This is a genomic window from Sphingomonas sp. Leaf37 (assembly GCF_920939475.1).
GTDB lineage: Bacteria > Pseudomonadota > Alphaproteobacteria > Sphingomonadales > Sphingomonadaceae > Sphingomonas.
On the sequence record NZ_CAKLAX010000003.1, the window covers coordinates 1 to 13,253 of the forward strand.

The following is a 13,253-nucleotide window of genomic DNA, read 5'->3' on the forward strand; positions in this document are numbered from 1 at the left end:
TTCGGCCGCCTGAAAGATTGGCGCCGCGTCGCCACACGCTACGACCGATGCCCAACGGTCTTCTTCTCGGCCGTTGCCCTCGCGGCCACAGTCATCTTCTGGCTATGACCAATGAGTCCTGACCCTAGATGACGCGTTCAGCCTCGGTATCTTGACGTCTCGCATCAGCCTCGAATGGACCTTCGCGAATAGCGGACTGATGGGTGTCGCAAAATTCGAACAAGGACACCGATACACCAAGAGCAATATCTTCGACCCCTTCCCCTTCCCCGACGCCACGCCCGAACAGCGCCGCATCATCGGCGATCTCGCCGAGGAGCTGGATGCGACGCGCAAGGCGGTGCTGGCGGAGCATGGCGATCTGACGCTGACCGGGTTGTACAACCTGCGCGAGAAGGTGCGCGGGGGTGTAGCGCTGACGGCGGTGGAGCAGGATCAGCGGCGACGCGGGCTGGTGGACATCATCGCCGAACTGCACGACCGGATCGATGCGGCGGTGGCGGCGGCCTATGGCTGGCCGGGGGACTTGCCGGACGAGGCGATCGTCGCGCAGCTGGTGGCGCTGAATGCCGAACGGCATGCCGAGGAACAGGCGGGCAAGGTGCGCTGGCTGCGGCCGGATTATCAGATCGCCAAGGCCGGGCTGACCGCGCTGCCGACCGCCAAGGCCGCCAAGCCGGAGCAGATCGAGGCACTGTTGCCGGATGCGGCGGCGCGCAAGCCGAGTTTCCCACGCGATGCGATCGGCCAGACCGCGGCGGTGCTGGCGGCGCTGCACCATGGCAATGCGCTGACGGCGGAGACGATCGCGCGCCGCTATGCGCAGGGGCGCAAGGTCGAACGGCGGGTGCAGGCGACGCTGGAGGCGCTGGAGCGGCTGGGTCATGTCGCGGGCACCGATGGCGGCTATCTGTTGCGGCGCGCGGCCTGAGGTCAGGTCGCTGATTTGACGGCGTTCGTTCGCCGGCTACACAGACGGATCGGATCGATCGAAGGGGCGTGTCGCGTGCGGATGATGTCGGGATGTTTGGCGGGTTCCATTCTGGTGCTGGGAATGCTGGCAGGGAGCGGTGCGCAAGGGCAGACGGAGCAAGGTCTGGCCGCGAAGGCGATCGCCGCGCAGCAGGCGCAGGACCCCGGCACCGCCGCACCGGTGCAGTACGACATCGCCTTTGCCAATGCGGTGCATCACGAGGCGCAGGTGACGGCGACGTTCCGGCAGGTGCCGGCCGGGCCGCTGCGGGTGCAGATGGCGCGATCGTCGCCGGGGCGCTATGCGGTGCACGAGTTCGCCAAGAACGTCTATTCGGTGTCGGCGAAGGATGGCGCGGGGCGTGCACTGGCGGTGTCGCGCACCGATCCCTACGGCTGGAGCGTCGCCGGGCATGACGGGACCGTAGTGGTCACCTACACGCTGTTCGGCGACTGGGGCGACGGCACCTATGCGCAGATCGACGCGAGCCATGCGCATCTGAACATGCCGGCGACGTTCCTGTGGTCGCCGGGCTATGCCGACAAGGCGATCCGGGTGCGCTTCCGGCCCTTCGACCCCAAGTGGAAGGTGGCGACGCAATTGCCGGCGGCGCGCGGGACCGACACCTATTGGGCGCCGAACCTGCAATATTTCATGGATAGTCCGACCGAGCTGAGCGACTTCGCGCTGCGGGAGTGGCCGGTGACGGATGCGAAGGGGCGGACGCAGCTGGTGCGGCTGGCGGTGCATCATGCCGGGACCGACGCCGATCTGGATACCTATACCGCCAGGGTAAAGCGGGTGATAGCGCAGCATTACGCGCTGTTCGGGCAGGCGCCACGCTACGATTACGGCAGCTATACCTTCATCGCGGATTACCTGCCGCAGATTGCCGGCGACGGGATGGAACATCGCAATTCGACGATCATCACCGACAAGCGGGGGCTGCGCGAAGCGAATTTCGGCCAGCTCAACACGCTGAGCCACGAGTTCGTGCACAGCTGGAACGTCGAGCGGTTGCGGCCGGTGGAACTGGAGCCGTTCGACTTCACGCGCGCCAACCCGACGCCGAGCCTGTGGTTCGCGGAGGGCTTCACGCAATATTACGGGCCGCTGATGATCCGCCGCGCGGGGGAGATGAGCGTCGACGACTTCCTGAACGGGTTGGGGCGGACGGTGAGCGGCGTCGTCAACGGCGGCGGGCGGCGGTATGGCGGTCCCGAGGAGATGAGCCTGCGCGCGCCGTTCGTCGATGCGGCGAAGGCGATCGATCAGGTCAATCCGAACATCTTCATCTCTTACTATCCGTATGGCGCGGTGGTGGCGCTGGCGCTGGATATGCAGTTGCGGCAGCGGTATCGCGGCGTGTCGCTGGACACATACATGCGGCATCTGTGGACGACGATCGGCGATAGCGAGCGTGCCTATACGCCCGCCGATCTGGAGCGTGGCCTCGCCGAGGTGACGCGCGATCCTGCGTTCGCCAAGGCGTTCTTCGACGGCAGCGTGCATGCGAGCGGGTTGCCGGACTTCGCGCCGCTGCTCGCCCAGGCGGGGCTGACGGTGCGTCCGGTGGATGCGGCGCGCGGCTGGGCGGGGCTGACCGCGGTGGCGGGGGATGGCGGCGTGGTGGTGGGGGAAGCCCCCTCGCCTGCCGCACCGGCCTATGCGGCGGGGCTGGAGCGGGGCGACGTCATCCTGATGCTCGACGGGGCAGCCGTGAGCGATCCGGCGGCGGTCAAGACGGCGCTGGAGGGGCACAAGCCGGGCGACCGGGTTGCGGTACGGTTCCGCCAGCGCGGTGTCGATCGGGACGCCGTGTTGCGGTTGGCAGTGAACCCGGCGTTCGAGGTGGTTCGGAGCGAAACGGCGGGCGTGGCGGTGACGCCGACGCAGATGGCGTTCCGGAAGGGCTGGCTGGGCGAGTAAGCCCGGTGATCCTGCAGAGGCAGGGCCGCCGGGGCAATCGCACCCTCATGGATTAGTGTAACGGAACATTGCTGCGGCGCAGCGGTATACCCGGGGTCGAACCCGGAGTTGCCGCATGAACCACGTCCGCCATCCTGCCCGATGGCCCCATATCCTCGCCGTGGTGATCGGCGCGGTCGGGGCGATCAACCTTGGCGGCGGCGTGTGGCTGGCGACGTTGGGGGGCAGCCTGTTCTATGCCGCCGCGGGGCTGGCGATGCTGGCGACCGCGGTGCTGCTGTGGCGCCGGCGGGCGGTGGCGCTGCACGTGTTTGCGGCGTTGGTGCTGGGAACCGTCGTGTGGGCGTGGGCGGAGATCGGGGCGGACTGGTGGCCGCTGGTGCCGCGGGGCGATCTGATCTTCATCTTCGGGGCGTTGCTGGTGCTGCCGTGGACGGTGAAGCGGCTGGTGCCGGGCACCGGCTGGCGGCGTGCGGCGGGGCCGTTGGCGGGCGCGCTGGCGGTGGCGGCGGCGTTCGGGATCGTGTCGCTGACGCGGGACGTGCACAATCTGGAGGGCACGCTGCCGGGACCGCGCGAGGCGCTGGTGGCGAATGCTGGCGGGGTGCCGGACGATGACTGGTCGGCCTATGCGCGGAGTTGGCGGGGGGACAAATTCTCGCCGTTGACGCAGCTGACACCCGCAAATGTCGGCAACCTGAAGGTCGCGTGGCAGTTGCAGACCGGCGACGTGAAGCGCGAAGGCGATCCCGGCGAGACGACGTATGAGATGACGCCGATCAAGGTCGGCGACACGGTGTATCTGTGCACGCCGCATAATTGGGTGATCGCGGTCGATGCGGAGACGGGCAAGGAGCGCTGGCGCTTCGACCCGAAGATCGCGACGTCCTCGAAGAACATGCAGCATCTGACGTGCCGCGGCGTATCCTATTGGGATGGCGCGCGGGCGGGGGCCGACGTGGGCGATTGCCCGCAGCGGATTTTCCTCGCGACCAACGACAGCCGGCTGATCGCGCTCGACCCGCGGACCGGCGCGCTGTGCCGTAGCTTCGGACAGGGCGGGACGGTCAGCCTGCTGCCAGGGCAGCCGCATTATAATCAGGGCTGGTATCAGGTGACGTCGGCGCCGCTGGTCGCGCGCGGGCTGGTGATCACCGGTGGCGCGGTGTTCGACAATATCGCGACCAAGGTGCCGTCGGGCGTGATCCGCGGCTATGACGCTGCGACCGGACGGCTGGTGTGGAATTTCGATCCGGGCAACCCGAACGACACCGCGCCGCTGGGTGCGGGCAGGCAGTACACGCCGTCGTCGCCGAATAGCTGGAGCACGCCCGCGGCGGACGAGGCGCTGGGCATGGTCTACCTGCCGATGGGCATGGGTGCGGTCGACCAATGGGGTGGCAACCGGCCGGCGACCACCGAGCGGTTTGCGACGTCGGTGCTGGCGCTCGACATCGCCACCGGACGGCCGCGCTGGGTATATCAGACGGTGCACCACGATTTGTGGGACATGGACGTGCCGGCGCAGCCCGCGCTGGTCGACCTGAACCTGCCGGGGCGTGGCCGGGTGCCCGCGCTGGTGCAATCGACCAAGACGGGCAATCTGTTCGTGCTCGACCGGCGGACCGGGCGGCCGGTGTTTCCTGCGCCGGAAAAGGCGGTGCCGACCGGTGCTGCGCCGGGAGACCGCACGTCGCCGACGCAGCCGTTCTCGTCCGTGTCGCTGATGCCGGCACCGGCACGCGAGAAGGACATGTGGGGGGCTACGATGAGCGACCAATTATGGTGTCGCATCCGCTTCAGGTCGCTCGATTACAAGGGTGCGTTCACGCCGCCGTCGCTGCGTGGGTCGCTGGTGTTTCCGGGCAATTTCGGGGTGATGGACTGGGGCGGCATCTCGATCGACCCGGTGCGGCAGGTGGCCTTCGCGCATCCGAATTATCTTGCGTTCGTCGACCGGCTGGTGCCGCAGGCGGGTGGCGACCGGCAGAACGAACGCGGGCCGGCGGGCGGTTCCGACCGGCGCGGATCGGACGAGACGGGGTACAATCCCAACACCGGCGCGCCGTTCGCGGTCGACATGAACCCGTTCCTGTCGTTCGCCGGGCTGCCGTGCCAGCAGCCGCCCTGGGGCTATGTCGCGGGGATCGACCTGACGACGGGCAAGAAGGTGTGGGAGCACAAGAACGGCACGATCCGCGACGAGACGATCCTGCCGCTGCCGTTCAAGCTGGGCGTGCCCTCGCTGGGCGGGCCGATCACGACCGCGGGCGGGGTGGCGTTCATGGCGGCGGCGATCGATAATTACGTGCGGGCATATGACACGCGGACCGGCAAGGTGCTGTGGCGGGCGCGGTTGCCGGCGGGCGGGCAGGCGACGCCGATGTCTTATCGGTCGGCGGCGAGCGGGCGGCAGTTCGTCGTGGTGGTGGCTGGTGGGCATGGGTCGCTGGGGACGAAGCTGGGCGATCATGTGATCGCTTATGCGTTGCCGAGGTGATGGGCGGACCCGTTCCGCGCTTTGTCATCCCCGCGCAGGCGGGGATCCATAGTGGCTGACGTGGCGGCGCTTTACCGGGCGGCGTGATTATGGATCCCCGCCTGCGCGGGGATGACGGCGTGTGGGAGTACCGCTGCTCCCCTTCCCACCGTCATCCCGGCGAACGCCGGGACCCATGGATGCGCGTGGCTGATGGTAGTGCGCCGCCGCTCGTTCGGCGGGTCCATGGGTCCCGACTTTCGTCGGGATGACGGAGTGGGGGGGCGGTAGGGACGATGGCGAGGTTCAGTGCGCCGAGGCTCCTTCCGCGCCGATGCCGGTTTCGGCGCGGATGCGTTGGGCGGGGTAGCCGGCGTGGTCGACCGCTGCCCTGGGGCTGCGGTCCAGTATGGACACCAGCCAGATCGTCAGGAAGGCCAGCGGCATGGAGACGATCGCGGGCGACGAATAGGGAAAGATCGCGGCCGGATGGCCGAGGATCGTGACCCATACCGCGGGCGACAGGATCGTCAGCACCACCGCCAGCACCAGCCCGAGTGTACCGCCGGCGACCACGCCGCGGGTCGTGCACCCCTTCCACAGCAGCGACAGGATCAGCACCGGGAAATTGCCCGACGCGGCGATCGCGAAGGCGAGGCTGACCATGAAGGCGACGTTCTGCTTCTCGAACACGATGCCGAGCAGGATCGCCGCCGCCGCGAGTACCAGCACGGTGCGGCGCGAGACACGCAGTTCGGCGGCGCTGTCCGCCTGCCCCTTGCGGAACACGGTGGCGTAGAGGTCGTGGCTGACCGCCGACGCTCCCGACAATGTCAGGCCGGCGACGACCGCGAGGATGGTGGCGAAGGCGACGGCGGAGATGAAGCCGAGGAACAGGTTGCCGCCGACCGCATGCGCCAAATGGATCGCAGCCATGTTGCCGCCGCCGATCAACCCGCCGGCACCGTCCGCATAGCTGCTGTCGGTGGCGACCAGCACGATCGCGCCGAAGCCGATGATGAAGGTGAGGAGGTAGAAATAGCCGATCCACCCCGTCGCCCACAGCACCGACGTACGCGCCGCCTTGGCGTCCGGCACGGTGAAGAAGCGCATCAGGATGTGCGGCAGGCCGGCGGTGCCGAACATCAGCGCCATGCCGAACGAGATCGCGGACACCGGGTCCTTGATGAAATTGCCCGGCCCCATGATCGATGCGCCGCGCGTGGCAGCCTCGGATGGGGACAGGCCGGTCGCGGCGGCGAGGCCGGTCTTCACCTGCACCGCGCGGGCGAACAGCGCCTCGGGCGAGAAGCCGAACTGCGCGAGCACCATAAGCGCCATGAAGGTCGCACTGCCGAGCAGCAGGACAGCCTTGATGATCTGGACCCAGGTGGTCGCGGTCATGCCGCCGAACAGGACGTAGAGCGTCATCAGCACGCCGACGATGCCGACGGCATATTCGTAGCGGAGGCCGAACAGCAGCTTGATGAGCTGTCCCGCGCCGACCATCTGCGCGATCAGGTAGAACAGGACGACAACGAGCGTGCTGATCGCGGCGAAGGTTCGGACCGGCGTCTGCGCGAAGCGGAACGAGGCGACGTCGGCGAAGGTGAACTTGCCGAGGTTGCGCAGGCGTTCGGCCATCAGGAACAGGATGATCGGCCAGCCGACGAGGAAGCCGATCGAATAGATCAGGCCGTCGTAGCCGTCGTTGAAAATCTGTGCCGAGATGCCGAGGAAGCTGGCGGCGGACATATAGTCGCCGGCGATGGCGAGGCCGTTCTGGAAGCCGGTGATGCCGCCGCCCGCGGTGTAGAAGTCGGATACGGTACGCGTGCGCCGCGCCGCCCAGCGGGTAATGCCGAGCGTCAGCAGCGCGAACGCCGCGAACATGGCGATCGCAGTCCAGTTGGTCGGTTGTTGCTGCATCTGGCCCACCACCGCGTCTGCAAGGGCGGGCGTGGCGATCAGGGCAAGCGGTGCGGCGAGCAGCCAGCGCCTCACGGGCGGTAATCCGCGGCGAGGGCGGCGAGCGCGGCGTCGTAATCGCGGTTGGCGCGCGCGACGTAGAGGCCGGTCAGCAGGATCGCGAGCAGGATGATCGCGAAGCCGATCAGGATGCCGAGCGAGGTGACGCCGCCGGCGACGATCGGCTGCGCGAGGAACGCCTTGTCGAAGGCGATGAGCAGGACGAAGCCGAAATAGGCGGCGAGCATGATGCCAGACAGCAGCCAGCCGAAGCGGCTGCGCGTGCCGGTCAGCGCGATATAGCGCGGATCGTCGGCGATCCGGGTCAGTTGCTCTTCGGTCATGGTCCCCCTCCACCGATCCTATGATCGGGTCGATAGCGGCATCATGACGGATGACGGCCGCGGCGCAACCGGAAACCTGTCGGTATATGGTCGGTGGGCAACTCGGGTTGGAGGAACCGTGAGCCGTCATGGCGCCCTTACCCGGACGGTCGAAAGTTTACTGCGTCTTTCCCCCTCCCTGCGAGGGAGGGGAGCCAGAAGCGTCACCGCCGATCCCGCGGGGCGATCAGGTAATGGAAGCCATCGATGGCGATCCGCATTAGTGTTGCGGGATGAATGATGAGAACCAGACCCGCCGGCGGCGCAGCGTGCTGTTCATGCCGGCCTCCAACCCGCGCGCGATGGCGAAAGCGCGGGAGCTGGCGTGCGATGCGGTGATCCTCGATCTGGAGGATGCGGTGGCGCCGGACGCGAAGGATGCAGCGCGCGGCTCGGCGCTGGCGGCAGCGGCGGAGGGGTTTGGCGCGCGGGACTGCGCGGTGCGGATCAATGCGCTGGACACGCCGTGGGGGCGGGCAGATGCGGCCGCAGTGGCGACCGTGCGCGGCGTGGCGGCGGTGGTGGTGCCGAAGGTGGGGCGTGCGGACGACCTGCAGGATGTGCGGGCGCTGCTGGGCGCGGACGGGCCGCCGATCTGGGCGATGATCGAAACGTGCGGGGCGATCCTGCGGCTGGCGGAGATCGTTGCGGCGGCGGGCGAAACGCGGACCGAACTGATGATCGCCGGGACCAACGATCTGGCGAAGGACATGCGCTGTCGGCCGGGCGTGGCGCGGGAGCCGCTGGTGCCCGCGCTGGTGCAGCTAGTGATCGCAGGGCGGTCCGCGGGGCTGATCGTGCTGGATGGCGTATGCAACGCGATCCGCGAGCCGGAGCGGTTCTCGGCGGAATGCGCGCAGGGGGCGATGCTGGGTTTCGACGGAAAGACGCTGATCCATCCGGGGCAGATCGAGGGGGCGAATGCGGCGTTCGGGCCATCGGCGGAGGAGCTGGCCCAGGCGCGCGCGGTGGTGGCCGCGTTCGCTGCGCCGGGCACGGCCGGGCTGGGAGCGATCCAGCTGGATGGCGAGATGGTGGAGCGGCTGCACCTTGCCGAGGCGGAGCGGGTGCTGGGGTTGGCCGACTAAGCCCCTCCTCTTTGGAGGGGTTCGGGTGGAGGAGGCTGGGAGGGCTGATCTCGGTGAGACTTCCCCACCCCAACCCCTCCCCTGAAGGGGAGGGGATTATCTTGCGCTCTACCCTTCCAGCATCGCGGTGATACGGTCGGTGATGACGTCCATCGCGAAGGGCTTCGTGACCAGCGCCATATTGGGATCGAGCGGGCCGCTGCCGATTACCGCATTTTCCGCATAGCCGGTGATGAACAGCACCTTCAGCGCCGGCAGCAGCGCCATCGCGGCGTCGGCGACCTGACGGCCGTTCATCTGGCCGGGCAGGCCGACGTCGGTGACGAGCAGGTCGACATGGGCGCCAGTGGCGAGCAGGCGGAGCGCGGCGGCGCCGTCGCCGGCCTCCAGCACGGTGTGGCCGAGTTCTTCCAGTATCTCGACGACGAGCATGCGGATCGTCGGTTCGTCGTCGACGACCATGACGGTGTGGCGGCCCTCACCCGGTATCGCGACCGCCGCGGGCATGGGTGCGCGCTCCTCCACCGTGTCGCCGTAATGACGCGGCAGGTAGATGCACATGGTCGTCCCCTGCCCCAGTTCCGAATAGATGCGGACCTGCCCGCCCGACTGGCGCGCGAAGCCGTAGATCATCGACAGGCCGAGCCCCGTCCCCTCGCCCATCGGCTTGGTGGTGTAGAAGGGGTCGAAGGCGCGCGCCTGAACCTCGGGAGTCATACCGGTGCCGGTGTCGGTGACGCAGACCGACAGATACTGGCCCGGTTCGAGGTCGCGCTCCTTCGCGGTGCGCTGATCGAGCCAGCGGTTCGCGGTCTCGATCGTGATGCTGCCGCCGTCGGGCATCGCGTCGCGCGCGTTGATGCACAGGTTGAGCAACGCGTTTTCGAGCTGGTTGGGATCGACCATCGCCGGCCATAGCCCGCCGGCGCCGACCACCTCGATAGTAATGCCGGGGCCGACGGTGCGCTGGATGAGGTCGCGCAGGCTGTCGATCAGCCGGTTGATGTCGGTTGGCTTGGGATCGAGCGTCTGGCGGCGCGAAAAGGCGAGCAGGCGGTGGGTCAGCGCCGCCGCGCGCCGGGCGGCGCCGTGCGCGGCATTGGCGTAGCGTTCGAGCTCGCCGATCCGGCCCTGACTGATGCGCACCTGCATCATCTCGATCGCGCCGGAGATGCCGGTGAGCATGTTGTTGAAATCGTGCGCCAGCCCGCCGGTGAGCTGGCCCACCGCCTCCATCTTTTGCGCCTGACGCAAATGCGCTTCGGCGACCATCAGTTCGCGGGTGCGCGCCTCGACCTGCTGTTCGAGGCTGGCGGTGAGCGCGGCGAGTTCCTGTTCGACCCGGCGTCGTTCGACGGCGTCGCGGACGCGTTCGGCGATATCGCGGACGAAGGCGACCTCTTCGGGCAGCCACGGCCGGGGCACGGCGTTGTTGAGGTAGAGCAAGGCGACGAAGCCGCCCTGTTCGGTGACGGGCATGTTGATGAAGGAGAGTGCGGCAAGGCCTTTCAGCCCCTCTGCCGTATCGCGCGTGCGCGGGTCGTTATAGGCGTTGTCGATCGCCACCGTCTCGCCACGCTTCAGGTCCTCGATATACGAGCCGTAATCGCGGAAGTGGAGGACGGAGGGCAGCGGTTCGATGCCGGGCGCGCACCACGGGCTTTCGGTGACGATCGTCTCCGCCTCGCGATCGATCGTGCCGTAGCCGCAGCGGCTGACGTCGAGCATGCGGCCGAGGATTTCGACCGCGGCATGCGCGATGTGGGCCGGATCGCCGGGTTCGCGAAGGGCGTCGTTGAGCTGGACCAGCGCCTGCAGCCGCAGTTCGGCGGATTTGCGCGCGTCGATGTCGAAGCTGATACCGGGGAAGCGGATCGCGTGACCGTTCGCGTCGAACTGCGCACGCCCGCGGGCCGCAACCCAGCGGGCGCGGCCGTCGGGCTGGCACAGGCGATAGTCGCTTTCGAACGGCCGTCCGCTCGCGAGCGCTTCGGCGATTTCCGCGCGCACGCGCGGCGCGTCGTGAGGATGCATCGCAGCAAAGAAGCTGTCGAGCGCGGCGCCTTCCCGCGCCGCCGCCGGATCGACGCCATAGAGGCGCGCGAACGCGGGATTGGCGGTGACGCGATCGGCGACCACGTCCCAGTCCCAGCTGCCGACGCTGATCGCACCGGCGGTTTGCAGGTCTTCGTCTGCCATTGGCGGCAACAGTCTCTCGTGTCGGGATCAGGAGGGATCGGTGGCCCGGGTGCGGGCTTCGCCGGCCGGTTCTTCCCCGGCAAGGCCGGTGTCGATCGGCGCGTTGGGCGCAGTGCCGTGCGGCACGGCGCCGGTGCTGGCGGAACGCGGGCCCATGCCGCCGCCGCCCGGCTGCGTGTCCAGTGCCTCGTCGTTCAGGACGCCGGCCGCGGTGTCGGGGTCGCGGGGGGTCGGTCGATCGGGTGCGTTGTTCGGCTCTTCGGTCGGCATGGAGCTTCTCCTATGTTGATCCGCCAACGATCCGGACAGCGGAGCGATCCTGCCTTTCCGACGAAGCGAGTGTCAGCGGCGCATGGCGTCGACATCCGTGCGCGACCAGCCGCCGCCCATCGCCTGATACAACGCGACATAGGCGTTGAGCCGGTCGGCGCGCGCCTGCACCAGCGCGAGTTCGGCGGTCAGCAGGCCGCGCTGGGCGTCGAGCTGTTCGATGTACGAGGTGTAGCCGGCGCGATAGCGGTTGCTGGCGTTGCGGAGTGCGCCGGCGAGGGCGTCGACCTGAAGCCCGAGTGCGGTCGCCTGTTCGCCCGAGCGGCGGACGCCGTCGAGCGCGTTGTCGACCTCCTGGAACGCGACGAGCGCGGTGCGGCGGTAGGCGAACGCGGCCTGATCGCGGCGGGCGGTGGCGACATCAGTCTGGGCGCGCAGGCGGCCGCCGTCGAAGATCGGCGAGAGGATGCTGGCGCCGACCGAGAAGACGCCGATCGGGTTGGACAGCGCGGTCGAGAGGGCGACGCCGGCCGATCCGGTAAGCGCGAGGTTGGGCAGCATCGCCGCGCGCGCGCTGTCGAGCGTACGGTCGGCGGCGACGAGGCTCTGTTCGGCCTGGAAGATGTCGGGACGACGGCGGAGCAGGTCGGCGGGCAGGCCGTCGGGGATCGCGGGCGCGAGCAGGCGGTCGAGCGGCGCACCGCGCGGGATCGGGCCGGGGCTGGTGCCGAGCAGCAGGCTGAGCGCATTTTCCTGCCGGCTGATCGCGAGCTGTGCGGCGGGGACGAGTTGCTGGGTGGCGCGATATTCCGCCTCCGCCTGCCGCAGTTCGAGGTTGGAGGTGTAGCCGGCCTCGGCACGGCGACGGGCGATGCGGAGCGCTTCGGTGCGGGCGGCGAGCGTCTCCTGCGCGACCGACAACCGCAGGTCGAGCGCGCGGAGGGTGACGTAGCCGGAGGCGACACCGCTGGCGATGGCGAGGCGGACGGTGTCGCGGGCGCCTTCGCTGGCGAGAAGCTGTGCCTGGGCGGCGCGGGTCGCCTGGCGGAGGCGGCCGAACAGGTCGAGGTCGTAGCTGGCGGTGATCGCCGGCTGCGCGCCGATCGCGTCGCTGGGGGTGCCGAGCGGACTGACGGTCTGGCCGGTGGTGGTCGATAAGCTGCCGCCGAGCGTCGGCGTCTGCTGAGCGCGGGCGAGGCGGGCGGCGGCGCGGGCCTCGTCGATGCGGGATGCCGCGACGGCGAGGTCGACGTTGTCGGCGAGCGCCCGGTCGATCAGGCGGGTGAGGACGGGATCGCCGAACGCGCTCCACCAGTCGGCGCGAATCGGCTGGCCTTGCCCCAGCGCAGCGCGCCATTGTGGTGGCGGGATGACGGCGCTGGCGGCGGGGGGCGCCGGGCGGGGTCCGATGCAGCCGGTGAGCGCGATGCAGAGAAGGATGGTGCCAGCAACGGTGCGGAGCGGCGAGCTGCTGAAGTCCTCCCCCGCAAGGCGGAGGTGGCGCGGCGGAGCCGTGACGGAGGGGGAGGTGAGCGACGGAGTTCGTTGCTTGTGGAAGCGCCCCCTCCACCATTCGGCTGCGCCGAAGGGTCCCCCTCCCCCGCTGAAGCGAGGGAGGAATGAGAGGGGAGTTCCGGGTCGTCCCAATGCCTCCCCCGCGAGGGGGAGGTGGCGCGGCGGAGCCGTGACGGAGGGGGAGGTAAGCGACGGAGTTCGTTGCTTGCGGAAACGCCCCCTCCACCATTCGGCTGCGCCGAACGGTCCCCCTCCCCCGCTGAAGCGAGGGAGGAATGAGAAGCGGGTTCCGGGGCGTCCCAATTCCTCCCCCGCGAGGGGGAGGTGGCGCCGCGCAGCGGTGACGGAGGGGGAGGTAGGCGACGCATCTGGTCGCTTGCGGAAACGTCCCCTCCACCAGCTTCGCTGGTCCCCCTCCCCCGCTGCGCGAGGAAGGAATACGGAAAACA

The 13,253-nt window shown here is 68.9% G+C and carries 9 protein-coding genes and 2 pseudogenes; 5 read left to right on the forward strand and 6 right to left on the reverse strand.

What is annotated here, in order from left to right:
- The 4 genes and pseudogenes from LRA87_RS09740 to LRA87_RS09755 all read left to right on the forward strand — a co-directional run.
- Window positions 1-108 (forward strand): annotated as a pseudogene (locus tag LRA87_RS09740) (IS5 family transposase); the annotation flags it as partial.
- A 43-nt stretch (window positions 109-151) separates the two neighbouring features.
- Window positions 152-931 (forward strand): hypothetical protein, encoded by a 780-nt coding sequence (locus LRA87_RS09745; protein ID WP_230631236.1) that lies wholly within the window; start codon window positions 152-154, stop codon window positions 929-931.
- Window positions 932-1,027: 96 nt separating this feature from the next.
- Window positions 1,028-2,902, forward strand: coding sequence for a M61 family metallopeptidase (locus LRA87_RS09750; protein WP_230631238.1), 1,875 nt, complete (start codon window positions 1,028-1,030; stop codon window positions 2,900-2,902).
- 115 nt (window positions 2,903-3,017) lie between these two features.
- Window positions 3,018-5,402: a membrane-bound PQQ-dependent dehydrogenase, glucose/quinate/shikimate family gene (locus LRA87_RS09755; RefSeq protein WP_230631240.1), complete on the forward strand. Its 2,385-nt coding sequence runs from the start codon at window positions 3,018-3,020 to the stop codon at window positions 5,400-5,402.
- Window positions 5,403-5,687: 285 nt separating this feature from the next.
- Here LRA87_RS09755 and LRA87_RS09760 read toward each other — a convergent pair whose 3' ends face one another.
- Entirely contained in the window at window positions 5,688-7,385 is a 1,698-nt protein-coding gene (locus LRA87_RS09760; protein ID WP_268934850.1) for a cation acetate symporter, read from the reverse strand.
- The gene (locus LRA87_RS09765; RefSeq protein ID WP_230631242.1) at window positions 7,382-7,693 is read right to left on the reverse strand and encodes a DUF485 domain-containing protein; all 312 of its coding nucleotides are present in this window, start codon (window positions 7,691-7,693) and stop codon (window positions 7,382-7,384) included. Before LRA87_RS09765 ends, LRA87_RS09760 begins: the two co-directional genes overlap by 4 nt.
- A gap of 272 nt (window positions 7,694-7,965) precedes the next feature.
- Here LRA87_RS09765 and LRA87_RS09770 point away from each other — a divergent pair, with 272 nt between their 5' ends.
- Window positions 7,966-8,820 carry an HpcH/HpaI aldolase/citrate lyase family protein gene (locus LRA87_RS09770; RefSeq protein WP_230631244.1) on the forward strand — a complete coding sequence of 285 codons (855 nt, stop codon included), beginning with the start codon at window positions 7,966-7,968 and terminating at the stop codon, window positions 8,818-8,820.
- Between the two features lie 108 nt (window positions 8,821-8,928).
- On the opposite strand, the gene LRA87_RS09775 is transcribed toward LRA87_RS09770, so the two are convergent.
- From LRA87_RS09775 to LRA87_RS09785, 4 genes and pseudogenes are all read right to left on the reverse strand, one after another.
- The gene (locus LRA87_RS09775; RefSeq protein WP_443024881.1) at window positions 8,929-10,680 is read right to left on the reverse strand and encodes an ATP-binding protein; all 1,752 of its coding nucleotides are present in this window, start codon (window positions 10,678-10,680) and stop codon (window positions 8,929-8,931) included.
- Window positions 10,666-11,019 (reverse strand): annotated as a pseudogene (locus LRA87_RS18500) (PAS domain-containing protein); the annotation flags it as partial. The gene LRA87_RS09775 and the pseudogene LRA87_RS18500, both read right to left, overlap by 15 nt.
- 27 nt (window positions 11,020-11,046) lie before the next feature.
- On the reverse strand, window positions 11,047-11,289 hold the full coding sequence (locus tag LRA87_RS09780) for a hypothetical protein (RefSeq protein ID WP_230631247.1): 243 nt from the start codon (window positions 11,287-11,289) through the stop codon (window positions 11,047-11,049).
- A 72-nt stretch (window positions 11,290-11,361) separates the two neighbouring features.
- Window positions 11,362-12,729, reverse strand: a complete 1,368-nt coding sequence (locus LRA87_RS09785) for an efflux transporter outer membrane subunit (protein ID WP_230632229.1) — start codon at window positions 12,727-12,729, stop codon at window positions 11,362-11,364.
- Window positions 12,730-13,253 lie beyond the last annotated feature (524 nt).

Excerpts from the sequence above, each read along its gene's own strand:
- LRA87_RS09755 (WP_230631240.1), top strand. The coding sequence starts at position 3,018 with ATGAACCACGTCCGCCATCCTGCCCGATGGCCCCATATCCTCGCCGTG.
- LRA87_RS09765 (WP_230631242.1), bottom strand. The coding sequence starts at position 7,693 with ATGACCGAAGAGCAACTGACCCGGATCGCCGACGATCCGCGCTATATC.
- LRA87_RS09770 (WP_230631244.1), top strand. The coding sequence starts at position 7,966 with ATGAATGATGAGAACCAGACCCGCCGGCGGCGCAGCGTGCTGTTCATG.
- LRA87_RS09780 (WP_230631247.1), bottom strand. The coding sequence starts at position 11,289 with ATGCCGACCGAAGAGCCGAACAACGCACCCGATCGACCGACCCCCCGC.